This window comes from Mesorhizobium sp. P2_E9 (assembly GCF_056403815.1).
Map to the genome: position 1 here is coordinate 99780 of NZ_JBFUET010000006.1, position 22775 is coordinate 122554.

Annotated in this window: 23 protein-coding genes; 14 read left to right on the forward strand and 9 right to left on the reverse strand. The window is 63.2% G+C overall.

All coding sequences use genetic code 11. The features are described from left to right. Positions 1-119: 119 nt before the first annotated feature. The 3 genes from AC1D05_RS12425 (at position 120) to AC1D05_RS12435 (ending at position 3161) form a co-directional block, all read left to right on the forward strand. On the forward strand, positions 120-1400 hold the full coding sequence (locus tag AC1D05_RS12425; protein ID WP_477441002.1) for an amidohydrolase family protein: 1281 nt from the start codon (positions 120-122) through the stop codon (positions 1398-1400). 108 nt (positions 1401-1508) lie between these two features. After that, positions 1509-2432 carry a DMT family transporter gene (locus AC1D05_RS12430; protein ID WP_477441003.1) on the forward strand — a complete coding sequence of 308 codons (924 nt, stop codon included), beginning with the start codon at positions 1509-1511 and terminating at the stop codon, positions 2430-2432. Between the two features lie 255 nt (positions 2433-2687). Then, a complete protein-coding gene (locus AC1D05_RS12435) occupies positions 2688-3161 on the forward strand; it encodes a DUF805 domain-containing protein (RefSeq protein ID WP_477441004.1) in 474 nt (157 codons plus the stop codon). Positions 3162-3232: 71 nt separating this feature from the next. Here the strand turns inward: AC1D05_RS12435 and AC1D05_RS12440 are convergent, their stop codons facing one another. Continuing rightward, a complete protein-coding gene (locus AC1D05_RS12440; protein WP_477441005.1) occupies positions 3233-4135 on the reverse strand; it encodes a phosphotransferase in 903 nt (300 codons plus the stop codon). A 102-nt stretch (positions 4136-4237) separates the two neighbouring features. Between AC1D05_RS12440 and AC1D05_RS12445 the strand changes: the two genes are divergently transcribed. Next, positions 4238-4870, forward strand: a complete 633-nt coding sequence (locus AC1D05_RS12445) for a class I SAM-dependent DNA methyltransferase (protein WP_477441006.1) — start codon at positions 4238-4240, stop codon at positions 4868-4870. A 1-nt stretch (position 4871) separates the two neighbouring features. On the opposite strand, the gene AC1D05_RS12450 is transcribed toward AC1D05_RS12445, so the two are convergent. Both AC1D05_RS12450 and AC1D05_RS12455 read right to left on the reverse strand, forming a co-directional pair. After that, on the reverse strand, positions 4872-7325 hold the full coding sequence (locus tag AC1D05_RS12450; protein ID WP_477441007.1) for a GcvT family protein: 2454 nt from the start codon (positions 7323-7325) through the stop codon (positions 4872-4874). Continuing rightward, positions 7322-8209, reverse strand: coding sequence for a phosphotransferase (locus tag AC1D05_RS12455; protein ID WP_477441008.1), 888 nt, complete (start codon positions 8207-8209; stop codon positions 7322-7324). The genes AC1D05_RS12450 and AC1D05_RS12455 overlap by 4 nt, the downstream gene beginning before the upstream one ends. 514 nt (positions 8210-8723) lie before the next feature. Here AC1D05_RS12455 and AC1D05_RS12460 point away from each other — a divergent pair. Continuing rightward, on the forward strand, positions 8724-9500 hold the full coding sequence (locus AC1D05_RS12460; protein WP_477441009.1) for a DeoR/GlpR family DNA-binding transcription regulator: 777 nt from the start codon (positions 8724-8726) through the stop codon (positions 9498-9500). A gap of 19 nt (positions 9501-9519) precedes the next feature. Here the strand turns inward: AC1D05_RS12460 and AC1D05_RS12465 are convergent, their stop codons facing one another. Continuing rightward, entirely contained in the window at positions 9520-10881 is a 1362-nt protein-coding gene (locus tag AC1D05_RS12465) for a sensor histidine kinase (protein WP_477441010.1), read from the reverse strand. Positions 10882-10891: 10 nt separating this feature from the next. Next, on the reverse strand, positions 10892-11566 hold the full coding sequence (locus AC1D05_RS12470; protein ID WP_477441011.1) for a response regulator transcription factor: 675 nt from the start codon (positions 11564-11566) through the stop codon (positions 10892-10894). Positions 11567-11898: 332 nt separating this feature from the next. Here AC1D05_RS12470 and AC1D05_RS12475 point away from each other — a divergent pair, with 332 nt between their 5' ends. The 3 genes from AC1D05_RS12475 (at position 11899) to AC1D05_RS12485 (ending at position 14051) form a co-directional block, all read left to right on the forward strand. Next, positions 11899-12456 carry a class I SAM-dependent methyltransferase gene (locus tag AC1D05_RS12475; RefSeq protein ID WP_477441012.1) on the forward strand — a complete coding sequence of 186 codons (558 nt, stop codon included), beginning with the start codon at positions 11899-11901 and terminating at the stop codon, positions 12454-12456. Next, a complete protein-coding gene (locus tag AC1D05_RS12480) occupies positions 12453-13070 on the forward strand; it encodes a DedA family protein (RefSeq protein WP_477441013.1) in 618 nt (205 codons plus the stop codon). Before AC1D05_RS12475 ends, AC1D05_RS12480 begins: the two co-directional genes overlap by 4 nt. Before the next feature lie 75 nt (positions 13071-13145). After that, the gene (locus AC1D05_RS12485; RefSeq protein ID WP_477441014.1) at positions 13146-14051 is read left to right on the forward strand and encodes a LysR family transcriptional regulator; all 906 of its coding nucleotides are present in this window, start codon (positions 13146-13148) and stop codon (positions 14049-14051) included. A gap of 132 nt (positions 14052-14183) precedes the next feature. Here AC1D05_RS12485 and AC1D05_RS12490 read toward each other — a convergent pair whose 3' ends face one another. Next, positions 14184-14666 carry a helix-turn-helix domain-containing protein gene (locus AC1D05_RS12490; protein WP_477441015.1) on the reverse strand — a complete coding sequence of 161 codons (483 nt, stop codon included), beginning with the start codon at positions 14664-14666 and terminating at the stop codon, positions 14184-14186. A 31-nt stretch (positions 14667-14697) separates the two neighbouring features. Here AC1D05_RS12490 and AC1D05_RS12495 point away from each other — a divergent pair, with 31 nt between their 5' ends. From AC1D05_RS12495 to AC1D05_RS12520, 6 genes are all read left to right on the forward strand, one after another. Beyond that, positions 14698-15588, forward strand: a complete 891-nt coding sequence (locus tag AC1D05_RS12495; RefSeq protein ID WP_477441016.1) for a class I SAM-dependent methyltransferase — start codon at positions 14698-14700, stop codon at positions 15586-15588. Positions 15589-15803: 215 nt separating this feature from the next. Continuing rightward, entirely contained in the window at positions 15804-16958 is a 1155-nt protein-coding gene (locus AC1D05_RS12500) for an ABC transporter substrate-binding protein (protein ID WP_477441192.1), read from the forward strand. A 179-nt stretch (positions 16959-17137) separates the two neighbouring features. Beyond that, a complete protein-coding gene (locus tag AC1D05_RS12505) occupies positions 17138-18136 on the forward strand; it encodes an ABC transporter ATP-binding protein (protein ID WP_477441017.1) in 999 nt (332 codons plus the stop codon). A 14-nt stretch (positions 18137-18150) separates the two neighbouring features. Continuing rightward, the gene (locus tag AC1D05_RS12510) at positions 18151-19101 is read left to right on the forward strand and encodes an ABC transporter permease (protein ID WP_477441193.1); all 951 of its coding nucleotides are present in this window, start codon (positions 18151-18153) and stop codon (positions 19099-19101) included. Beyond that, positions 19091-19906 (forward strand): ABC transporter permease, encoded by an 816-nt coding sequence (locus AC1D05_RS12515; RefSeq protein ID WP_477441018.1) that lies wholly within the window; start codon positions 19091-19093, stop codon positions 19904-19906. The genes AC1D05_RS12510 and AC1D05_RS12515 overlap by 11 nt, the downstream gene beginning before the upstream one ends. 19 nt (positions 19907-19925) lie before the next feature. Then, the gene (locus AC1D05_RS12520; protein ID WP_477441019.1) at positions 19926-21353 is read left to right on the forward strand and encodes a gamma-aminobutyraldehyde dehydrogenase; all 1428 of its coding nucleotides are present in this window, start codon (positions 19926-19928) and stop codon (positions 21351-21353) included. Positions 21354-21491: 138 nt separating this feature from the next. Here AC1D05_RS12520 and AC1D05_RS12525 read toward each other — a convergent pair whose 3' ends face one another. From AC1D05_RS12525 to AC1D05_RS12535, 3 genes are all read right to left on the reverse strand, one after another. Then, a complete protein-coding gene (locus tag AC1D05_RS12525; protein WP_477441020.1) occupies positions 21492-21806 on the reverse strand; it encodes a hypothetical protein in 315 nt (104 codons plus the stop codon). A 45-nt stretch (positions 21807-21851) separates the two neighbouring features. Beyond that, positions 21852-22214 carry a nuclear transport factor 2 family protein gene (locus AC1D05_RS12530; RefSeq protein ID WP_477441021.1) on the reverse strand — a complete coding sequence of 121 codons (363 nt, stop codon included), beginning with the start codon at positions 22212-22214 and terminating at the stop codon, positions 21852-21854. Positions 22215-22290: 76 nt separating this feature from the next. After that, complete coding sequence (locus AC1D05_RS12535; protein WP_477441022.1) at positions 22291-22770, reverse strand: carboxymuconolactone decarboxylase family protein; 480 nt, start codon at positions 22768-22770, stop codon at positions 22291-22293. Positions 22771-22775 lie beyond the last annotated feature (5 nt).

A 22775-nucleotide genomic window follows, 5' to 3' on the forward strand; every position in this document is an offset into this window, starting at 1 on the left:
CGGCTTATAGAGCGAGTTCCCGCCGGAGGGAACCTTCGCGGCCGCCTAAAGAAACGGCTGCGGCAAGCTGTCTTTTGCGCCACCATGGCTGGGTGATTCTGGAAATGGGATGACGACAGATGGATTTCGACCTTATCGTTCGTGGCGGCACGCTGCCTGATGGCGGGATTGCCGACATCGGCATCAGCGGCGAGACGATCACGGCGATCGAGCCCAAACTGCAAGGTGTCGCGCGAACCGAGGTCGATGCCCGCGGCAATTTGGTCTCGCCACCCTTTGTCGACCCGCATTTCCACATGGATGCGACGCTGTCCTATGGCATTCCGCGCATCAACGCCTCGGGCACGCTTCTCGAAGGCATTGCGCTGTGGGGGGAACTGAAACCGCTTTTGACGCATGAGGCGGTGCGCGATCGCGCGCTCGCCTATTGCGACTGGGCGGTGTCGATGGGCCTGCTCGCCATCCGCACCCATGTCGATGTCTGCGATGACCGTTTGCTGGCGGTCGAGGCCCTGCTCGACGTCAAGAAAACGATCGCCCCCTATATCGACCTGCAACTCGTTGCTTTCCCACAGGACGGCTTCTATCGCTCGCCGAAAGCGCGTGAAAACACCATTCGAGCGCTGGACATGGGCGTCGATGTCGTCGGCGGCATCCCGCATTTCGAGCGCACCATGGCCGATGGCACGCGCTCGGTGACCGAACTTTGCGAGATCGCGGCAAAACGCGGCCTGATGGTCGACCTGCATTGCGACGAGACCGACGACCCGCTGTCGCGCCACATCGAGCAACTAGCCTTTGAGACACAGCGCCTGGGGCTGCAAGGCAGGGCGGCCGGCTCGCATCTCACCTCGATGCATTCCATGGACAATTACTATGTATCGAAGCTGCTGCCGCTGATCGCCGAGGTCGGCGTCTCCGCCATCCCCAACCCGCTGATAAACATCATGCTGCAAGGCCGCCACGACACTTTTCCGAAGCGGCGTGGCATGACCCGTGTCAAGGAGATGCAGGCGCTCGGCATCCGTGTCGGCTGGGGTCAGGATTGCGTGCTCGATCCCTGGTATTCGCTGGGCACCGCCGACATGCTCGACGTTGCCTTCATGGGCCTGCACGTTGCCCAGATGTCGAGCCCGGCCGACATGGCGCGCTGCTTCGACATGGTCACCAACGTCAATGCCGCCATCATGGGTCTCGATCATCTGGGCCTGGCAGTCGGCAAGCGTGCCAGCCTTGTCGTTCTTGACGCCGGCAATCCGATCGAAGCCCTGCGCCTGCGCGCCGAGCGCATTTGCGTTATCGCCAGGGGCAAGTTGGTCGCGGAACGGACGAGGCAAGATACCAGGCTTTCAATCCCGGGCCGCCCGGCGCTGGTCAACCGCAGGCATATATCCAGCTAGATACAGTCGATTCCCGACGCTGGTCTTACCCTTTGCCTGATTTCTCCTCGTAAAAGCGGCCGCTTCCGTCTACGACGCGGCTTACGCGAGGGAGGAATCGGGATCGGCATGATGCAACCCGTGGCGCAGAATTCCACAATCAGGAACGTGCTTCTGGCCGGCATCCTGCTGATGCTGGCCGGCGACTTCCTGTTTGCGCTGAACGATGCGATGGGCAAGTGGCTGGTCGCCAGCTTCTCCGTCGGCCAGGTGGTGCTGATCCGCTCGATTGGCGCCTTTATCGTGCTCGGCCCCATGATCGCTAACCAGGGCGCCGGCAGGCTGCTCCAGATGGAGCGGCCCGGGCTGCAGATTCTGCGCGTGGTGGCGACGACGATGGACACCGCTTTGTTCTACGCAGCCGTCGTCTATCTGCCGCTTGCCGACGTGATGAGCTTCTACATGGCCGGGCCGATCTATGTGGCGGCGCTGTCGCATTTCCTGCTTGGCGAAAAGGTTGGCTGGCGCCGCTGGGTGGCGATCCTGCTCGGCTTCTGCGGCGTGGTGATCATGCTGAAGCCCTCATCGGCCGCGTTCTCGCTGTCGTCGAGCTTCGCGCTCGTTGGCAGCCTCGCCTTCGCCTTCGCCATCATCCTCAACCGGCGGCTGCGCGGAACCAGCGACACCAATCTGGTGACATGGCAGACGATCGGCACGCTGTTGGTCGGCGGTGTCTTGACCATCGGCGCCTGGCAGACGCCTTCGGCACTCGATTTCAGTGCCATGCTGCTGCTCGGCATCGTCTCCTGCAGCGCCCATCTGATGATCACGCGGGCGCTCAAGCTGGCGCCGGCCTCGACGCTGGCGCCGCTGCACTACACGCTGCTCCTGTGGGCCGTGGTGTTCGGGCTGGTGTTCTTCGGCGACGTTCCCGGTCCACGCATCTTGATCGGCTCGGGCATCATCGTCCTGGCCGGCCTGTTCATCTTCCACCGCCAGAAGGTGGTCGACACCACGGTGCCGCCCGAAAACGTCCCGAAGGGCGTCAATTAAGGCAATTCCAGGAAAGTGTGAAATCGCTTCCGTCCGCGACTGCATCCAGACAAAGCATACAGCGCGTCACACGAAGCGACGCGTTTAGTCGCTGAAGGCTATCACCCGGAATTGCCTGGGTTTCCGGTCAAGCAGTCCGGTATTTACATCGATATTTTGCGGTGTACGTTGCTTTTCGGGCGCAATACGGGATTGATTCTCGGCCGGGAGAGGCAAGAACAATATCTCCGGAAAGACTACGATAGAGGGGGGATAATGGGCAGTTTCTCTATATGGCATTGGCTGATCGTTCTAGTCCTGATCGGCTTGCCGCTGGTGTTTGTTCTAAGAGCACCACCAGCTGGCGCCAATCGCTTCGGAGAAACGCCGCCTCCGATGAATTTTAGTGAAGCTATTTCGAGTTTCTTTCGAAATTATGTGAATTTTTCCGGCAGGGCCAGCCGCTCGGAGTTCTGGTATTCCTACCTCTTCCTTTTCATTGTCGGCGTCATTCTCGTCATAGTCGATGCCGTTGTGAAGAATGAAATTATCTCATCGATATGGAATCTGGCCGCCCTTCTGCCGACACTGGCCATGACCACCCGCCGGCTGCATGACATCAACCGAAGCGGTTGGCATCAGCTCCTGGTGGGATTGTTTCCCATCGGTACCATCGCGCTGATCATTTGGTATTGCAAAAAGTCTGACGATACAGTGACGTTGAGTGAAATAGAGCGGGTTTTCAGGTAGACGCGACAACAGGCATTTTGGCGCTTGATAGAATCGCGGGAACGCCAAAGCCGCTGTCACATGGAATTGCTCTACCCCAAACGCACAGCCGCCAGATGCCGGGAAAATTCCGGCGTCTCCATCAATGCCTTGCAGCGGGCGAAGCGGCCGTCGGCATAGGCGCGGAAATCGTCGACCGGGTTGTTGTTGGCTAGCTGGATCAATCCCCATAGCGTCCACAACAGGTCGCACATCGCCTTGTAGATGACGACGCGGCCGCGCTCGGCCGGCTTTGCCTCGCCACCGAAATAGGCACGCATCAGCTCTTCGTCCTGGTCGGTGTCGAATTTGCCTTCGACGCTGAGGTCGCCGAGATCCCAGAGCGGGTCGTTCATCCCCGAATATTCCCAGTCGACGATCCACATCCGCTCGCCCGTATCGAGAAAGTTTTCGCAAAGGGGGTCGCAATGGCAGGCGACGAGCGGCAGCGGATGGGCGGCCAGCGCGGAGCGCACGCTGTCGGCCTCGCGCACCACGTCGTGATAGCCGGCCGGCAGGGTGACGTCCTTGGTCGACAGCACCTTGAGATAGTCGTCGATCATCGCGAACAATTCGAAGCGGAAGGGGAACAGCGCGCCGGACGCGTGCAGCTTGCGGAAGGCCTCGCCGGCGCGGGCCGGACTGCCCGGCCTCTCCTTGAATTTCTCCGGCGACATCGTCACGGCGCCGGCGATGAAGCGCGTTACCATCACACCGGTGGCGGCATCGGCATGCAGCACTTCCGGGCTGACGCCGGCCTTGGCCGCCTCGCGCGCGGCCACCGTTTCATTGGCGCGGTTGATGTACTCTTCCGTGCCTTTGCCTGGAATGCGCAGGCAGAGATCGCCGGCCTTGAAGACGAGGTTGGTGAGGCCGCCGAGCCGGTCGAGTGGTCCGGTGTAGCCGGCGAGCATCGGAATGGCGGCAAGTTTTGCCCGCGCCTCGTCTGTCACCATGCCCGCGCCCCCACGCCGTTATTTGTCGCCGCAACGGTTCCACAATTTTCGCCGTTTGGCTATCATCCGATCGAAGGCAACCGATCAGGTGAAAAAGCAGCGATGACGGACGGTAAACACCTGGGCGCGCTCAGCGCAGCCTACGCGGCGAAGCGGCCAGAGGAAGTGGCCGCCCTCTATGATCGTTGGTCGCAGACCTACGACGCAGACATGTCGGCCGCCGGCTATCGTCATCCGACGATCTGCCTTGCTTTGCTCGCCCGCCATTTGCCGCGGGGCGCGGCACCGTTGCTCGATGCCGGCGCAGGCACCGGGCTCATCGGCGAATGGCTTGATATTACCGGCTATCCGCAAGTCGAGGCGCTGGACATCTCGCAAGGCATGCTGGATCAGGCCGCCCGCAAGGGCGTCTATTCCGCGCTGCATTGCCTGGCGATGGGCGGGCCGTTGCCCTTTGCAAGTGATGCCTATGCCGGGATCATCTCGGCCGGCGTCTTCACCTCAGGCCATGTCGGCGTCGAAGGGCTGGACGAACTGATCCGCATCTGCCGGCCGGGCGGGGTGATCGTGCTGACGGTCAAGAATACGCTCTGGGAAGCCGGCTTTGCCGCGCGTATCGCCGAGCTTGAGGCGCAACGCCTCGTTACCCGCGCCGAGGAAACGCGTCCCTACGTCTCGATGCCGGGCGAAGCGGACACCGTTCCCAGCCGTGGTCTCGCGCTACGGGTAAACTGATCTACGCTTTGACCCTGGTGCCTGCCGGATCGTACATCGGCTCGAGATGGATTTTGGCCGGCGTCCGCTCCATCGCGACCACCAGCTCATAGTCGCCCGAGGCAAGGAAATCGTCGCTCACCCCATCGGCATTACGCACATAGCCGTAGCCGATGTTCCTGCCCAGCGTGTAGCCATAGCCACCGCTGGTGAGGTAACCGACCGGCTCGCCATTGCGCAGGATGGTCTCCCGGCCAAGCAGCACGATTTCGGGATTGTCGACCGTGAAGCCGGTAAGGCGCTTCTTCAACGGCGCGCCGCCAACCTTCTCGAGCGCGCGCCGCCCGAGGAAATCGGTGTTCTTGCGCAGCTTGACCGCCCAGCCGAGCCCGGCCTCCTGCGGCGTGTCGTTGGGTGTGATGTCGGAACCCCAGGCGCGATAGCCCTTTTCCAGTCGCAGCGATTCCAGCGCCCGGTAGCCGACAGGGCGGATGCCGTGCGTCTTGCCGGCCGCCATCAGCGCGTCGAAGACTTCGCCTGTCGCCGCGATCGGCACATGCAACTCCCAGCCGAGTTCGCCGACATAGGTGACGCGCAGCGCCCGAATTGTATGGCCGGCGATGGTGATCTCGCGGACGTGGCCGAACGGGAAGCCGGCATTCGACACATCGGCCTCGGTCACATCAGAAAGCACGTCGCGAGCGCGCGGACCCATCAGCGACAGCGTGCCGTAATCCTCGGTGACGTCGGTCAGACCGGCATCGAGACCTTCGCCGATATGGTCGCTGATCCACGAGGCATCATGCGTGCGGAAACCGGTGCCGGTGACGATGTAGAATTTATCCTCGGCCAGCCGCGCCACGGTCAGGTCGGCCTCGATGCCGCCGCGCGTGTTGAGAAGCTGGGTGTAGGTCAGCCGGCCGACCGGCTTGCTGACATCGTTGGCGCAGATCCAGTCCAGCGCCTTGGCCGCATCAGGCCCGCTCAATTCATATTTGGCGAAGGACGACTGGTCGAAGATGCCGACATGCTCGCGCACATGCCGGTGTTCGTCGCTGACCGCCGCGAACCAGTTCTGCCGTCCCATCGAATAGATGTCCTGCGGCTCGATACCCTCTGGCGCGAACCAGTTCGGCCGCTCCCAGCCGAGTTTGGACCCGAACACGGCGCGCTGCTGTTTCAGCCTGTCGTAAAGCGGTGAGACGATGCGCGGCCTGCCTGAGGCATACTCCTCGTGCGGGAAGCCGATCGTGTAATGCTTGCCATAGGCTTCCAGCGTGCGTTCACGCACCCATTGCCGGTCGCGGTGCAGGTTGGAAAAGCGCCTGATGTCGACCACCCACAGGTCGAGCGGCGCCTCGCCATCGACCACCCACTGCGCCAGCACCCAGCCGGCGCCGCCGCCCGAGGCGATGCCGAAGGCATTGAAGCCGGCGCCGACGAACATGTTGGCGCATTCAGGTGCCGTGCCGAGAATGAAATTGCCGTCCGGGGTAAAGCTTTCCGGCCCGTTGATCATCTGCTTGACGCCGACGGTCTCCAGCGCCGGCACGCGCGCGATCGCCTGGCTCATGTGCTGCTCGAAATGATCGTAGTCGTCGTCGAACAGCCGGAATTCCCAGTCGTTGGGCACGTCGCCGCCGGGCAGACCGGTCGCCCACGCCTGGGGATTGGGCTCGTAGCCGCCCATCACCAACCCGCCGACCTCCTCCTTGAAATAGGTGCGCCGGTCGGGGTCGCGTAGGGTCGGCGCGTCGGTCGCCAGGCCATCGATCTTCTCGGTGATGATGTATTGGTGCTTGACCGGCTGCAGCGGCACGTTGATGCCGGCCATGGCGCCGACCTGTCGCGCCCATTGTCCGGCGCAGTTCACCACCTTGTCGCAGGCGATGTCGCCTTGATTGGTCTTCACCGCCGTGATGCGGCCATCCCTGATCTCGAAGCCGGTGACGCGGACATCCTCGAACAGCCTGGCGCCGTGCATGCGCGCGCCCTTGGCCAGCGACTGCGTGATGTCGGAAGGGCTCGCCTGGCCGTCGGTCGGCAGCCAGGAAGCGCCAACGAGGTCGCCGGTCTCCATCAGCGGCCACATCGCCTTGACCTCGGCCGGGGACAAAAGATGCATGTCCATGCCGAAGCTTTTCGCTGTCGTCGCCAGCCTCTTGTACTCCGTCCAGCGGTCGGCATTGGTGGCAAGCCGCAGGCAGCCGGTCATCTTCCAGCCGGTGGCAAGGCCGGTTTCGGCCTCCAGCCCCTTGTAGAGGTCGACCGAGTATTTGAGCACGCGGGTGATCGAGGCAGACGAGCGCAATTGCCCGACCAGGCCGGCAGCGTGCCAGGTCGAGCCCGAGGTCAGCTTGCCTTGTTCCAGCAGCACGACGTCGGCCTTGTGGTCGCGCGCCAGATGATAGGCTGTCGAACAGCCGATGATGCCGCCGCCGATGACGACGACCGCGGCCTGGCTGGGCAAGGTCATGATTTCAGGATCCCGTATTTTGTCCGGTAGTTTTCCAGTGCCGCGTCGAGCCGCACCAGATTTTCCTCGGTGTAGGCGACGTAGTCGATGCCGGGCGCGTCGAGATAGAGTTCCGACACCATGCTCCACATCGCCTCGCGCAACAGCGAGGCGCATTGCATGGCGGCATGCGATCGGCGGATAGCCTCGTCCGGCTCCTTCATAAAATAAGCGGTCAGGAAGGCGAAGGATTCCGCGTCGCTCATGCCGGCGTTCGAGGCGACGCCGGCGAGGTCGAACATTGCCGTGTTGAACCCGGCATATTCGAAATCGATCAGCCACAGCCTGCTGCCGTCGTCGAGAATATTGGCCGGCAAAAGATCATTGTGACCAAAGACGATCGGCAGCAGTTTCTGCGCCCGCTCCAGTTCGTCGGCCAGCGTCAGCAGACGCGGCAAGTCGCTGCGCTTGCGGCTGCCGCCCTCTTCAAGCGTGCGTGCATAGTCGCGAATGACGTGGAACACCCAGAACATGAAGCCGGCGCCGGAGATATGGTTGGGCATCTCCCGATGGAAGCCGCGCATCAGTGCCGCGACGCGGCCAAGATTGGCGCGCACATCCTCGGCCAGATAGGTCCTGGCGCCAAGGAACGCCGTCACCATGATGCCTGGCTCGGCATAGTGCACAGCCGGGGCGAAACCGGCGGCGTGAGCCGCCCGCGCGGTCATCACCTCACGCTCGCGGAAGACGTGGTGGAAGGGATAGTCCTGGCCGAAGCGCACGACATGCCGTCCGGCGGCGTCACTGACGACATAATTGGCGTTGCTCAGGCCGCCGGGCAGGGGGGCGATCTCGATGGCGCCGGTCCAGCAGGGCAGGGCGCGGATGCGATCTTCGGCAATCACGGAATCATCCCTGGTTTGCTGGGCTTCGACTAAAGCGCGTCGCGTTGAAACGGATCCATGCGACGCGCTTTAGGTCCTTGTTTTTATGCATGTCGTTCTCCCAAAACCGAGGTCACTTTTGGGCGACATGCATTAGGCGCCATGGACAGCACAACGATGGCGGGGAGAAACACAAATAATCTCGTCGGTGCGGGACGCCAGGATTGGTATCCCGCACCGCACCGACGAGCCCCTTGGCCAGGTTTCTGATCCCGGCATCCGCCCCCGCGGATCTGAAAATTGCTTGTGACAGGCACGTTCAAGACTGCCTGATCAGTGAGTTGCGGCTCTGCCATCGCCTCCCGTTTGCAGCTCCGAACCCCCGTTGATACCCCGATTTCACGCCAGGGTTGCTCGGTTGTCAACAAAAACATGTGACTTTTTTTGGGTGTTTTGCCCGAAAGCAAGGTCGATCCCTTTAAAATCACTCGAATTACCTTAGAACCGGTCAAAAGCTTAAGTCCGGGAAAACCAAATGGCCCATTCCAAACGCCACGGCGAAATCCTGCGGCTGCTGCAGGAAGAGGGAACCGTCACCATCGCCAGTCTGGCCGACCGGCTGGGCGTCTCGCTGGAAACCGTGCGTCGCGACGTCAAGCCGCTCACCAGCGATGGCTCGGTTCTGAAGATGCATGGCGCCATCGGCCTGCCGTCGATGATCGGCGAAGCGCCGTTTGAACGGCGTATGCGCGAGAATGCCGATGCCAAGCGCGTCATTGCCCGCATGGTCGCCGCCACCATCCGCGACGGCGAATCGGTCATGCTCGACACCGGCACCACGACCTCGTTCCTGGCGCGGGAACTGCTCGGCCACCGGCGCCTGACGGTCGTCACCAATTCGTCCGACATCGCCCGCACGCTGGCCACCATCAACGGCAACAAGGTCTATATGGCCGGCGGCGAACTGCGCAGCGATTCAGGCGCTGCGTTCGGCACCTCGGCCATCGAGTTCGTCAGCCGCTTCTCGGTCAGCCATGCCATCATCTCCACCGGCGCCGTCGATGCGGTGACCGGTGTCATGGACTATGATCTGGAAGAGGCAGAGTTCGCCCGCATGGTGCTGTCGCGCGGCCAGCGTTCGCTCGTCATCACCGACCACACCAAATTCGGCCGCCAGGGCCTGGTCCAGGTCTGCGGCTTCGACGGCTTTTCCGAACTCGCGACCGACCGCTCGCCGCCGCACGACATCGCCGCCGCCCTGGCACAGGCCGGTGCACGGCTCAGCATCGTCGGCGGCGAAGCCGGATTCTGAGCCGAACACCATCGGTTTCCTATGCGGGCAAGGCGCGAAAACTCATCCTGAAGCAAGCGCCGCTCGGCTTGCCGTCGAAAATCTCGATGCGCCCGCCATGCAGTTGCATGATTTCCTGTACCAGGTTGAGGCCGAGCCCGGCGCCATGATCCTGGGGACGCAACCGATAGAAGGGCTCGAAGATGCGTTCGCGCTCGCCTGGTGGCACGCCGTCGCCTTCGTCCCGCACCTCGATGACAGCAGGCGTTGTGACGCCGACGGTGATCTTGCCCGCGCGGCCGCCATGCTCGATGGCGTTCTGGACGATGTTGGTCACCGCACGTTCGATCGCGGTGCGGTCGCCGCTGGCGAAAACCGTTTCCCGTTCCGGCTCGAACGACATCTCGTACCCGGCCGAGAAGGCCATCGGCGCGAGGTCGACAATGACGCCGCGCGCGATCGCCACCAAGTCGACCTTCTCGAAGGATGCGGCTTGCCGGTCGAGGCGTTGCAGGTCGAGCAGCTGGTCGGTCAGCGTCGAAAGCCTGGCTGCATCCTGCAGCAGCCGTGCCCGCTCGGGTGTTGCCGGCAACGAGGCCAGGCGTGTGTTGAGGATGGCGACCGGTGTCCTCAACTCGTGGGCGGCATCGGTCAGGAAACGCTTGTGGCGTTCATAGCCTTTGTCGAGCCGCGCAAGGGCGGCGTTCACCGCCTTCACCAGCGGCGTGACTTCCTTTGGCACATCCTTCAGCGGCAGCTGTACGCCGCGCTGATCGATGTCGATGCGTTCGGCCTCGGCGGCCGCATGGCCAAGGCCCGACAGCGCGCCGCGCACCACCCAGGGCGTCGCAAACAGCGTGGCCAGCGCCATCAGTCCGGCGAGCGGCAATATGCCCTGCAGGAAGAATTGCGGCGCCTGTCCGAGCAGACGCAGCAGCGAAAGCCCGCCCTTGGTGCCGGTGAAGATCTGGACGTTGCCGGCCGCGGTGTCGGTCCAGCGGATCTTCCCCTCCGGCGGCGCGCTCTGCCCGATTGTATGGTCGATACGCGCATCGCTGATGGTGTCCAGCAGCCCGACAAAGGGCTGGAAGATGGCCGGCACCGTGCGCTCCTGCAGCCGCTGACCCTGCTTGTCGCGGACGATGAACCAGAGGTCGGGGACCTCGGATCGCAGCTTCGTCAGATCCGAGGTCTCGCGCAGGACAAGCTTGCCGCCAGCGTCACGCGTCACCGCGTCCGCCAGCACGTCCATCGTGCCGTCTTCATAGTCGTGTGGAATGAGGCCGCTGGCCAGCATGGCGCCGAGAATGCCGACGATGATCAGCGTCAGCATGGCGCATTGCAGCAAGGCGATACGCAGCACCAGGCTCCATTTGAGCGAACGCGGGCGCTTGATACTCATCGCTCGGCGTTCATGTCGTTTCGCGCAGGAGATAGCCGACGCCGCGAATGCCGTTGATGGTCACCCCGGCCTCGGCGTCGGCGAGCTTGCGGCGCAGGCGTGAAACATGGGTGTCGAGCGCGTTGGACTGGATCTCGTCGTCGAGGCCGAACACCGCTTCCATCAAGGCCTCGCGCTGCACCATGCGGCCGGTGCGCCGCATCAGCGCCTCCAGCACCAGGAGTTCGCGCCGCGGCAGGCTGAGCGGCTCGCCGCGGATCGCCGCCTCACGATGCCCGACATCGAGCACCAGATCGCCGGCGCGGATGAATTGCGACTGCATCGGCGCCGGCCGCCTGAGCAGCGCGCGCAAGCGGGCCAGCAGTTCCTCGAAGGCGAACGGCTTGGCCAGATAGTCGTCCGCTCCCATGTCCAGCCCATCGACCTTGTCAGACGTTTCGCCCTTCGCCGTCAGCACCAGCACGGGTGTGGTGTTCTTCGCGGCGCGCAATCTCGGCACCAGCGACAGCCCGTCGCCGTCAGGCAATTGGCGGTCGAGCAGGATGGCGTCGTAGCTGTCGATGGCAACGAAGCCCTCCGCCTCCAGCAATGTGCCGGCGTGGTCGACCACCATGTCGTGACGTTTCAGCGCTGCACGCAGCGCCGAGACCATCTCGGGCTCGTCCTCGACCAGCAAGATACGCATCCACACTCCCAGGCAACGATATTGCTTCGGGCGCTACAGCGCCAACATTGCGTAGACATGGCAAAGCCGAATGGACCGAGGCCGGCAAGTTCTTTCTTTGCGCCAGCGATGTTGCGCAATGTCTATGCAATCCAGTCCCGGCAAACAGCGCCGGTCGGCAGGAATCGCCCATGCCGGCGTCAAGGCGTCGGGCCCGGATATGCAGCAACAGGTTCGGGTCCGGCGCCGAAACGAAATCAAACGCCACACCAAACTGGTTGGCGTGCTGTCGTCCGGAATTGAGGTTGGTTATGTCTGCAAATGATGCTCTGTCTTTTCTCATGGCGTGGACCATGGCACCGTTCAGGGTCGGCTCCGTCACGCCGTCCAGTTCCAGCCTGGCGGCCTTGATGACGCGCGACATCGGTCCCGAGACTGGCCCCGTGCTGGAGCTCGGTCCCGGAACCGGTCCGTTCACACGGGCGCTGCTGTCACGCGGGGTGAGGGAAGAGGATCTGACGTTGATCGAATCCGATCCGGATTTTGCGGCACTGCTCATGCGGCGCTTTCCCGCCGCCCGTATTGTCGAAATGGATGCCGTCGGTCTGCGACGTCTGTCGCTATTCCAGGGTCCGATGGTCGGTGCTGCCGTCAGCGGGTTGCCCTTCCGCCTGATTTCGCCGCGCAAGACGCTTGCCATTCTCGAAGGCGTTTTCGCAAACCTTCGCCCAGGCGGGGCGCTCTATCAGTTCACGCTCGGCCGACGCTGCCCGTTCGACCAGTCGCTGCTCGACCGGCTCGATCTCGAGGTCACACGGGTCGGTCATACCTTTCGCAATTTCCCGCCGGCGACGGTCTATCGCGTCGCCAGGATCAAGACGCTGGGACTCTATGACTGGCGCTTCGCATGACAGGTCCATTGTCGGCCATTCTCGGCTTAGGCCTGTTCGGCGTCTTCTGCCTCGCCTTCACCGAGAAAATCCTGCCGATCCCGCCTTCGCATGTGCTGCTGCTGTTCCTAGGCATGACGGCGGCACCGGATGTGTCCACACTGGCGATCCTGCTGGCGGTGACGACGCTTGCTTCCTTTTCCGGCTGCCTTGTCTGGTATGCGGTCGGCCGCCGGATCGGATTTGACCGTGCCGACAGGCTGATCGAGCGTGCCGGCAGATATGTCTTCCTGCGCCCCGCAACCTACCGCAAGCTTGGCCAGGCCTACCGGCGCAATCATGTCCGGGTGTCCTTGCTGGCGCAGTTCATCCCGACAGTGCGCAATTACCTGCCGATCGCAGCCGGCGCGCTTTGCCTGCCTGCTCTACCCTTCGCGGCCGCGACGCTGCTCGGCGCTACGCTGTGGAACTTCGGCTTTCTCGCAACCGGCTATCTCTTGCATGGCAGTGGCCAGGATACCTTCACGGTGGGCTTCCGCATCATTGTCATCGTGGTGGCACTGGAGACGGCCTTCATGCTGGCGCTACGCTATGGTCCCGCATGCCGGCGACGCATCAGGCTTATGCTCGGCTGAGCGCCAGCTCTCCAGTCATGGGATAAGCTCCGCCATCGGCTTTCCTTCGCTTGTCCGCCGGTGTTTAGTCCGGCCATGGCTTTCACCATCCGCCAGTTGCAGTTCTTCATCGCCGTCGCCGAGCAAGGCACGGTGTCGGGCGCGGCGCAGAACCTTTCCATTTCGCAATCGTCGGTCACCGAAGCGATCAAGGAACTTGAAAGCGATCTCGGCGTGGAACTGTTCGAACGCCATCCGCGTGGCCTCAACATCACCCACAAGGGTCACCAATTCCTGCGGCACGCGACCAAGATCCTCGCCGACGTGTCCGACGCCCGCCGCTCCTTTTCCGGCGAGCAGGCGGTGGCGGGTGGACGGCTGCAGCTTGGCGTCACCTCTTTGGTCGCCGGCTACGTGCTTTCGGATCTGCTCGCTCGCTACCGCCGCGCCTATCCGGGCGTCGAGGTCTCGGCCATTGAGGACAATGGCGATTATCTCGAACATCTCCTGATCGGCGGCAAGCTCGACATTGCCGTCATGGTCACCTCGAACCTGCGCGACCGCACCGCGCTGCAATCGGAAATCCTCGAGGTTTCGGCCTACCGCCTGTGGCTGCCGCTCGGCCATTCGCTCGCCGGCGCCGACATCATCAGCATTGGCGACATTGCTGGCGAGCCGCTGATCATGCTGACCGTCGACGAGATCGAGGAGAACACCGGAAAACTGCTGACGGCGATCGGCGCCAAGCCGCATGTCGCCTTCCGCACCCGCTCGGTCGAAGCGGTGCGCAGCCTGGTCGCCACCGGCGCCGGCGTGGCGCTTTTGCCCGACCTCGTCTACCGGCCATGGTCGCTGGAAGGCGACCGCATCGAATCGCGCGATATTTCCGGCTCCTTGCCGGTGGTGCAGGTCGGCATGGTCTGGCGCCGCGGCTCCGGCCTTCCGCAAGCCGCGCGCGATTTCATCGGCCTTGCCCAGTCGCAGCGCACGGTCCGCCGCTAGAGCAATTTCAGGAAAAGTCTGAAACGGTTTTCCCCGGAAAAGCGCGTAGCGCTTTCCCTAGGGAATTGGGTCAAAACAAAGAATTAGAGCGGTTCGCCGTCTCCGTGAAACGGTGAAATGCTCCAGTGTGGCCTACTCCAGGCTGACGTGGCCAGTCCTGCGCTTGCGCCTCGTGACGAAAACCGCCTCCGCCTTGAACGGCCCGATCGGAGCAACCTCGAAGCGGCCGGCACCGGCAAGCCTGACGGCGCGGCGGAACGTTGGACATTCCATCGGCCGGGCGGCCGGACATTGGGCAGCGTGACGCAAAGCCTCTCGGATCGCCGTCAGGCGTTGGATGATTTGGTCCAGTTCGTTCGCCTTGGCATCCAGGCGCCCTCGATCCATTTTCGGTAGGCCATCGGGCGTCAGCATCGAGGAAATCTCGCCCAGTGCGAATCCACCGGCGCGTCCGAGCGCGATCAAGGCGAGCCGGTCCAGGACGGCAGGGTCGAACAGGCGGCGCTGGCCGCGACGGCCGATCGATGCGATGAGGCCCTTCTCCTCGTAGTAGCGAAGTGTCGAGGCGGGCACGCCGGTGCGGCGCGACACTTCGGCAATGTCCATATCTTTCATGCTTGACCTCAAGTCGGCTTGAACTCGTAGAGTGCTCGCGACGATCGGTGAGAGCAACACGAAAGCGAGGTCCGTTATGCCGCAATCCGCGCCGCCAAACACACGCCAAGCCGCGCTCTGGAACGACGCCAGCGGAAAGGCCTGGGTCGAGATGCAGCCGATCCTCGACGAGGTACTGGCGCCGTTCGAGCGGCTGGTGGTCGATGCCGGCTATCCCGGGGAAGGGGGCAATGTCCTGGACATCGGCTGCGGTGCCGGCGCCACCACCCTGGCGATGGCGCGCCGCGTGGGCAACGACGGAAATTGTGTGGGGCTCGACATCTCGCAGCCGCTTGTCGCCCTGGCGACGGAGCGCACGAGGGTGGAAGACGTAGCAAACGCAAGTTTTGAAGTGGGCGATGCCCAGGCGTTTGCGTTCGAATCCGGGCACTTCGACGCTGCTATCTCGCGCTTTGGCATCATGTTCTTCGATGATCCCGTGGCCGCGTTCACCAACATAAGAAAGGCCCCAAGGCGCCAGGGCAAACTCGCCTTTGTTGCTTGGCGCGGTCCGCTCGAGAATGATTTCATGACGACCGCTGCGCGAGCGGCTGCGCCTTTCCTGCCGCCCGCACCGGCGCCAGACCCTGATGCGCCGGGTCAGTTTGCCTTTGCCGACGGCGCCAAGGTGAAGCGGATCCTGGAAGCGAGCGGCTGGGCTTCAATCGAAGTCGAACAGGCGGACGTCCCGTGTCGGATCGCCCAACGCGATCTGATGACGTTTGTCACCCGGCTAGGGACGGTCGGCGCCGCGCTGCGGGAGGTTGACCGGGCAACCGCCGAAAAAATCACTACGGTGTTGCCTGCTGCGTTCGCGCCTTTCGTGGAGGACGGCGAGGCTCGCTTCAATGCCGCCTGCTGGCTGGTGACGGCGCTTGCTTAAAGCGGCGTCTAGCTATCGGAAAAACCGATATCGCCTTTCTGATAAATGAATTTGCGAAACCGGAATTTTCCAAGCACCTTCCGTTTCAGGGACCAAAGCCGCCACAAGAGCGACGTCAAGTCCACAGGACGAACCGGCAATTTTACAGTCCGCGCGTGACCTGGCGAAAACCGGAGCGGTTTTCGGGGGCCATGCGCCAAAATGGGAGATCGATGATGAATTCATTCCTGAAGTCATGCACTGCGCTGACCGTCGCGCTGACCTTCTCGGGGCAGGCCATCGCCCAGGTCAAGGAACTCGGCAAAGGCGAAGGCCAGGTCAACATCGTTGCCTGGCCTGGCTATATCGAGCGCGGCGAGACCGACAAGGGCTATGACTGGGTCACCGCCTTCGAGAAGGAGAGCGGCTGCAAGGTCAACGTCAAGACCGCCAACACCTCGGACGAGATGGTCTCGCTGATGAACGAGGGCGGCTTCGACCTCGTCACGGCTTCGGGCGATGCCTCGCTGCGGCTCGTCGCCGGCAAGCGCGTGCAGCCGATCAACACCGATCTCGTCCCGAGCTGGAAGGCGGTCGACGACCGGCTGAAGGACGCGCCCTGGTTCACCGTCGACAAGGTCCACTATGGCGTTCCCTATCAGTGGGGCCCCAACATCCTGATGTACAACACCGAAGTGTTCAAGGAAGCGCCCAAGAGCTGGAACGTCGTCTTCGAAGAGATGAAGCTGCCCGACGGCAAGTCCAACAAGGGGCGCGTCCAGGCCTATGACGGGCCGATCCACATTGCCGATGCGGCCAACTATCTGATGTTCCACAAGCCGGAACTCGGCATCAAGGACCCCTACGAGCTGAACGAGGACCAGTACAAGGCGGCACTCGACCTGCTGCGCGTCCAGCGTACGCTGGTCGGCCGTTACTGGCATGACGCCGCCATCCAGGTCGACGATTTCCAGAATGAAGGCGTCGTCGCCTCGGGCTCGTGGCCGTATCAGGTCAATACACTGGTCGCCGCCAAGAAGCCGGTCGCCTCGACCGTGCCGGAAGAAGGCGTCACCGGCTGGGCCGACACCACCATGATGGAAGCCGACGCTGCGCACCCGAACTGCGCCTATATGTGGCTTGAGCATTCGCTGTCACCGAAGGTGCAGGGCGATGTCTCGGCCTGGTTCGGCTCGCTGCCGGTCGTGCCCGCCGCGTGCAAGGGCAATGAACTGCTCGGCGAGGAAGGCTGCAAGACCAACGGCTACGACAATTTCGACAAGATCAAGTTCTGGAAGACGCCGGTCTCGAAATGCGTCACCCAGAACGACCAGTGCGTGCCTTACTACCGCTGGGTGTCGGACTATATCGGCGTCATCGGCGGACGGTAACGCCATTACCCTCTCCCTTGTGGAGAGGGTCGACACGCAACGTTGGGGTGGGGCCGGTGCGACAGGTCCGCGCCATCGCCCCCCACCCGCGGCTTCGCCGCGACCTCACCATCGAGGGGGAGGTGAAGCGGCGCGTGAATTCGTCCTTGTTTGATCCGGCAAAAACAGACTGACAGCCCATGACCTCCGCCGTCTCCTTCCAGAAAGTCTCGCGCCATTTCGGCAGCGTTCGCGCTGTCGACGCGGTCGATCTCGACATTGCCCCGGGCGAGTTCTTTGCCATGCTCGGGCCGTCCGGCTCGGGCAAGACGACATGCCTCCGCCTCATCGCCGGCTTCGAGCAGCCGACGGCGGGTTCGATCTCGATCTTTGGCGAACGCGCTGAGGGCGTGCCGCCCTATCGCCGCAACGTCAACACCGTCTTCCAGGACTATGCGCTGTTCCCGCATCTCAATGTGCTCGACAACGTCGCCTATGGGCTGATGGTCAAGGGCGTCGGCAAGGCCGGACGGCACAAGGCGGCCGAGGAAGCGCTGTCGCTGGTGCGGCTGCCCGGCTACGGCGCCCGCCGCCCCGGCCAGCTTTCCGGTGGCCAGCGCCAGCGCGTCGCGCTCGCCCGCGCTCTGGTCAACCAGCCCAAGGTGCTGCTGCTCGACGAGCCGCTCGGCGCGCTCGACCTCAAGCTGCGCGAAAACATGCAGGAGGAGTTGAAGTCGCTGCAGAAGGCGCTCGGCATCACCTTCGTCTTCGTCACCCACGACCAGGGCGAAGCACTGTCGATGGCGGATCGCGTCGCCGTTTTCAACGATGGCAGGATAATGCAGATCGGCACGCCGGAGGACATTTATCAGCGGCCGAAGACACGCTTCGTCGCCGATTTCGTCGGTTCCTCCAACGTGCTGCCGCCGGACTTCGTCCAGCGTTATTCCGGCCAGCATCGCTGGGGCAGCTTGCGTCCCGAATCCATTCGCGTCGGCCGCGCCGCTAGCGGCGAAGGTGTCGCCGCGCGCCTTGTCTCGACCAATTATCTCGGCGCCACCACCAGGCTGGCACTCGATGCCGATGGGCTCAAGCTGCACGCCATCGTGCCGGCCGGCACGACCCTGCCGGCGGAAGGCGAGGCGGTGGTGCTGACCTTCAACCGCGAGCACCTGCATCTGATGGACGAGCCGGCATGAGCCTTGACGCCACCATGCCGCGCGCCACGGCCCCCGCCATCCTGCCCGGCAGCGGCGGCATGCGCGGCGCGCTGTCGGACCTGTTCTGGCGCCGGCCGCAACTCCTGCTCCTGCTCATGCTGCTGCCGCCGGTGCTATGGCTTGGCATCGTCTATATCGGCTCGCTGTTCGCGCTCCTGGCACAGAGCTTCTTCTCCATCGATGAGTATTCCGGCCTCATCAACCGTCAGTTCACGCTGAAGACCTATGGCGATCTGCTCCAGGCCGCCAATCTCGACATCATCCTGCGCACGGTGACGATGGCGGCACTGGTCACGCTGGCCTCGGCCATCGTCGCCTTCCCGATCGCCTACTACGCGGCGCGCGATGCGCGGGGGCGCTGGAAGGCGCTATTCTATCTCGGCGTCATGCTGCCGCTGTGGTCGAGCTATCTGGTCAAGATCTACGCCTGGAAGCTGATCCTCGCCAAGGAAGGCATTTTGACCTGGCTGCTTGCCAAGCTGCACTTGCTGTGGCTGCTCGATGCCTGGCTGTCGCTGCCGGTCGTCGGCGGCAACTCGCTGTCGGTGTCGTTCACCGGCACCTTCATCGTCTTCGTCTATGTCTGGCTGCCCTTCATGATCCTGCCGGTTCAGGCAGCCCTCGAGCGCGTGCCCGGCAATCTGGTCGAGGCCTCGTCCGATCTCGGTGCTTCGCCAGGCCAGACGTTCCGCAACGTGCTGTTTCCGCTGGCGTTGCCCGGCATCGTCGCCGGCTCGATCTTCACCTTCTCGCTGACATTGGGCGACTACATCATCCCGCAGATCATCGGCACCTCACGGCTGTTCATCGGCCAGGCGGTCTATTCGCAGCAGGGCACCGCCGGCAACATCCCGCTCGCCGCCGCCTTCACCGTCGTGCCCATCGTCATCATGGGTTTCTACCTCTGGGGTGCCAAGCGCATGGGGGCCTTCGATGCGCTCTGATGGTGGCCAGTCCGCGCCTCTTTCGCTGAAGATCGCCGCCGCCTGTGGCCTGCTGTTTCTGCATCTGCCGATCCTGCTGATCTTCGTCTACGCCTTCACCACGGAGGAGAAGAGCTTCGTCTGGCCGCCGCCAGGGCTGACCACCCAGTGGTTCGCCGTCACCTGGAACCGGCCTGACGTGTGGGAAGCGCTGTCGCTGTCGGTGCGCGTCGCCGCCATCTCGACGGCGATTGCGCTGATCCTCGGCACGCTCTGTTCAGCGGCGGTGTCGCGGACAAAGTTCTTCGGCCGCGAGACCATCTCGCTGCTGGTCATCCTGCCGATCGCGCTGCCCGGCATCATCACCGGCATCGCCCTGCGCTCGGCTTTTTCGCTGGCCGAAATCCCGTTCTCGTTCTGGACGATCGTGCTCGGCCACGCCACCTTCTGCGTCGTCGTCGTCTACAACAACGCGGTGGCCCGCTTCCGCCGCACCTCGGGCTCGATGATCGAGGCCTCGATGGATCTCGGCGCCGACGGCTTCCAGACCTTCCGGCATGTCGTGCTGCCCAACATCGCCACGGCACTGCTGGCCGGCGGTATGCTGGCCTTTGCCCTTTCGTTCGACGAAGTCATCGTCACCACCTTCACCGCCGGCCAGCAGCAGACGGTGCCGATCTGGATGCTGGAGGAACTGATCCGTCCGCGCCAACGTCCGGTCACCAATGTCGTGGCCATGGTCGTCGTGCTGGTGACGCTGCTGCCGATCCTGTTTGCCTATTACCTGACCCGCGACGGTGACCAGATCGCCGGTTCGGGCAAATAATCTCAAGGGAGAGACTTCCATGGACACCCAGATGCTGATCGGCTCGAAATTCGAGAAGGGCACAGAAGCCGAAGAGCCGATCCTCAATCCGAAGACAGGGGCGACCATTCTCAACCTGCCCGAGGCCAGCCAGGCGCAGATCGAGGCGGCGGTCATTGCCGCCGAACAAGCGTTCGTCTTGTGGTCGCGCACCACGCCGGCGCAGCGCTCTGGCTACCTCTTGAAGATCGCCGACCGCATCGAAGCCGAAGCGAAAGAGTTCGCGGCACTCGAAGCGCTGAACTGCGGCAAGCCGATCAATGCCGTGCTCAATGACGAAATCCCGGCGATCGTCGACTGCTACCGCTTCTTCGCCGGCGCTGTCCGCTCGATGCCGGGCGTTGTCGCCGGCGAATATCTGCCCGGCCACACCTCGATGGTGCGGCGCGACCCGATCGGCATCGTCGCCTCGATCGCGCCGTGGAACTATCCGCTGATGATGATGGCCTGGAAGCTGGCGCCGGCGATCGCCGGCGGCAATACCGTTGTCTTCAAACCGTCGGAGCAGACGCCGCTGACGTCGCTGAAGCTGGCGAATATCCTCGCCGATGTCCTGCCCGAAGGCGTCGTCAATGTCGTGCTTGGCCGCGGCGACAGCGTCGGCAACACGCTGATCAACCACCCCAAGGTCAACATGATCTCGATCACCGGTGACGTCGCCACCGGCAAGAAGGTGCTGCAGGCCGCCGCCAAATCGGTCAAGCGCACGCATCTCGAGCTTGGCGGCAAGGCGCCGGTCATCGTCTTCGACGACGCCGACCTCGGTGCCGTCGTCAACGGGTTGCGCGCCTTCGGCTACTACAATGCCGGCCAGGACTGCACCGCAGCCTGCCGCATCTATGCCGGCAAGAAGATCTACGACAAGCTCGTCGCCGACCTTTCATCGGCCGTCTCGACCATCAGGTACAACCAGCCGGACGACACCGAGAACGAGATCGGCCCGCTGATCTCGCGCCGCCAGCGCGACCGCGTCTCGAGCTTCGTCGAGCGCGCCGCGGAATTGAAGCACATCGAGATCACCACCGGCGGCAAGCCGGGCGAGGGCTCCGGCTTCTACTACCAGCCCACCGTCATTGCCGGCGCCTTGCAGGAGGACGAGATCGTGCGCCGCGAAGTCTTCGGCCCGGTCGTCTCGATCACCCGCTTCTCGGAAGTCGACGAGGCGGTGAACTGGGCCAATGACAGTGACTATGGCCTGGCGTCATCGGTGTGGACCAAGGACGTGTCGCGCGCCATGGCAACCGCAGCCCGCCTGCAATATGGCTGCACCTGGATCAACACCCATTTCATGCTGACCAACGAGATGCCGCATGGTGGTTTGAAACAGTCCGGCTACGGCAAGGACATGTCGCTGTATGCGCTGGAAGACTATACCGCCGTGCGGCACGTTATGGTGGCACATGGGTAGCATCTTCCCTTCTCCCCGTTCACAGGGAGAAGGTGGCCCGAAGGGCCGGATGAGGGGCGGCGCAAACCTTGCGGAGGCTGGCTCCGCCCCTCATTCTGCCTGCCGGCATCTTCTTCCCGTAAACGGGGAGAAGAGTCGCTATTCGACGATGCGATAGATGTTCCACAGGCTGGAGCCCGACACGACATAGGGCTCCATCTCCTTGCCCCATTTGGCGTGGGCGTCGATCTTGCCGATCTTGGCGAACATCGCCTCCAGCTGGGCCAGGCTTTCGACCTGGTGGTGGGACTCGACCGTCGCTTCCCGGGCGCCGATCGATCCCGTCATGATCTGGAACTTCAGCTCGGCGAGGCCGACCTGCGAGCCGATCTCGCGTTCCCATTTCTTCAACAGGTCAAGCACGGTCTGCTTATGCCCGAACTTGGCATCGATCTGCCATCTGGCGCTGAACATCTTCTTCTCCTCCAGTTTGCCGCTTAGGCCGCGGCCGCGGTTGATCTACTCGTCCCAGGCCTGCACGACGGTCTGCCGTGCAATGCGCCCGTTCTTCAGCTCCAGCATTGCCGCGGCGAACACTTTCGTGCCGTCCGGATAGGCGCAGGCCTGGGTGAAGGCGAGGCTGTCGCCATCGGCGATCGTGGTGTCGACCTTGTGGGTCATCGCCCGGCTGCAGATGTCGTCCCAGAAGATGGCGATCGCCGCGCGCCCGCGGACTTCGCGCGGCTTGCTCGGCGGGTTGTTGCGGTCGATCACCCGCACCACCGCGTCGTCGGCATAGAAGCTCGACAGCATCTTGCCGTCGCGGCCCTCGATCGCCTTCTTGATAGCCGCGCCATCCACCACTTGGGTCTTGGTCAGCATTTTATCCTCCATGTGCCCGTTTTCGGGCGGTTGATGTTCGGAAGTCGGCCCGGCGCTTATCGACGGGCAGTGTCGTTCACTGCGACTTCGCCTTGACGGCAGCGAAGACGTCGTCGGTCTGCTTCTTGAAAGTGGCGAGATCGACCTGGCTGCCGTTGAGGATCGTCGACCAGTGGCGCACGATCGCCGCCATCGCGATCGTCTCCTTGATTTCCTCGTCGCTGGCGCCATTGAGCTTGGCCGCCTCGGTGTGGAAGTAGATGCAATATTGGCAAGGGATCTGTGAGGCGACGGCAAGGCCCATCAATTCCTTGGTCTTGCCGTCCAGGGCGGTTTTCGGATTGAGCTGGACGCCCTTGATTTCAGCCCAGGCGCCGGCGATAGCGCCATCAGGCAAGGTCTTGAACATGTCCGGCACCGAGCCGAGCGTTGCCTGGATGTCCTTGTAGGCGGCCGTTGCCGAGGCATCCTCGGCCTTTGCGGGAGTAATCGTGAACAGCGCGCCAATGCTTGCTGCGATCACCAGTGATCTGACGTTCCGCTTTGACTTGAGCATTTCAT

What these genes read in the sequence shown, in the direction of transcription:
- AC1D05_RS12425 (WP_477441002.1), top strand. Translation starts at nt 120, where the DNA reads ATGGATTTCGACCTTATCGTTCGTGGCGGCACGCTGCCTGATGGCGGG.
- AC1D05_RS12430 (WP_477441003.1), top strand. Translation starts at nt 1,509, where the DNA reads ATGATGCAACCCGTGGCGCAGAATTCCACAATCAGGAACGTGCTTCTG.
- AC1D05_RS12435 (WP_477441004.1), top strand. Translation starts at nt 2,688, where the DNA reads ATGGGCAGTTTCTCTATATGGCATTGGCTGATCGTTCTAGTCCTGATC.
- AC1D05_RS12440 (WP_477441005.1), bottom strand. Translation starts at nt 4,135, where the DNA reads ATGGTGACAGACGAGGCGCGGGCAAAACTTGCCGCCATTCCGATGCTC.
- AC1D05_RS12445 (WP_477441006.1), top strand. Translation starts at nt 4,238, where the DNA reads ATGACGGACGGTAAACACCTGGGCGCGCTCAGCGCAGCCTACGCGGCG.
- AC1D05_RS12450 (WP_477441007.1), bottom strand. Translation starts at nt 7,325, where the DNA reads ATGACCTTGCCCAGCCAGGCCGCGGTCGTCGTCATCGGCGGCGGCATC.
- AC1D05_RS12460 (WP_477441009.1), top strand. Translation starts at nt 8,724, where the DNA reads ATGGCCCATTCCAAACGCCACGGCGAAATCCTGCGGCTGCTGCAGGAA.
- AC1D05_RS12465 (WP_477441010.1), bottom strand. Translation starts at nt 10,881, where the DNA reads ATGAGTATCAAGCGCCCGCGTTCGCTCAAATGGAGCCTGGTGCTGCGT.
- AC1D05_RS12470 (WP_477441011.1), bottom strand. Translation starts at nt 11,566, where the DNA reads ATGCGTATCTTGCTGGTCGAGGACGAGCCCGAGATGGTCTCGGCGCTG.
- AC1D05_RS12475 (WP_477441012.1), top strand. Translation starts at nt 11,899, where the DNA reads ATGGCACCGTTCAGGGTCGGCTCCGTCACGCCGTCCAGTTCCAGCCTG.
- AC1D05_RS12480 (WP_477441013.1), top strand. Translation starts at nt 12,453, where the DNA reads ATGACAGGTCCATTGTCGGCCATTCTCGGCTTAGGCCTGTTCGGCGTC.
- AC1D05_RS12485 (WP_477441014.1), top strand. Translation starts at nt 13,146, where the DNA reads ATGGCTTTCACCATCCGCCAGTTGCAGTTCTTCATCGCCGTCGCCGAG.
- AC1D05_RS12490 (WP_477441015.1), bottom strand. Translation starts at nt 14,666, where the DNA reads ATGAAAGATATGGACATTGCCGAAGTGTCGCGCCGCACCGGCGTGCCC.
- AC1D05_RS12500 (WP_477441192.1), top strand. Translation starts at nt 15,804, where the DNA reads ATGAATTCATTCCTGAAGTCATGCACTGCGCTGACCGTCGCGCTGACC.
- AC1D05_RS12505 (WP_477441017.1), top strand. Translation starts at nt 17,138, where the DNA reads ATGACCTCCGCCGTCTCCTTCCAGAAAGTCTCGCGCCATTTCGGCAGC.
- AC1D05_RS12510 (WP_477441193.1), top strand. Translation starts at nt 18,151, where the DNA reads ATGCCGCGCGCCACGGCCCCCGCCATCCTGCCCGGCAGCGGCGGCATG.
- AC1D05_RS12515 (WP_477441018.1), top strand. Translation starts at nt 19,091, where the DNA reads ATGCGCTCTGATGGTGGCCAGTCCGCGCCTCTTTCGCTGAAGATCGCC.
- AC1D05_RS12520 (WP_477441019.1), top strand. Translation starts at nt 19,926, where the DNA reads ATGGACACCCAGATGCTGATCGGCTCGAAATTCGAGAAGGGCACAGAA.
- AC1D05_RS12525 (WP_477441020.1), bottom strand. Translation starts at nt 21,806, where the DNA reads ATGTTCAGCGCCAGATGGCAGATCGATGCCAAGTTCGGGCATAAGCAG.
- AC1D05_RS12530 (WP_477441021.1), bottom strand. Translation starts at nt 22,214, where the DNA reads ATGCTGACCAAGACCCAAGTGGTGGATGGCGCGGCTATCAAGAAGGCG.
- AC1D05_RS12535 (WP_477441022.1), bottom strand. Translation starts at nt 22,770, where the DNA reads ATGCTCAAGTCAAAGCGGAACGTCAGATCACTGGTGATCGCAGCAAGC.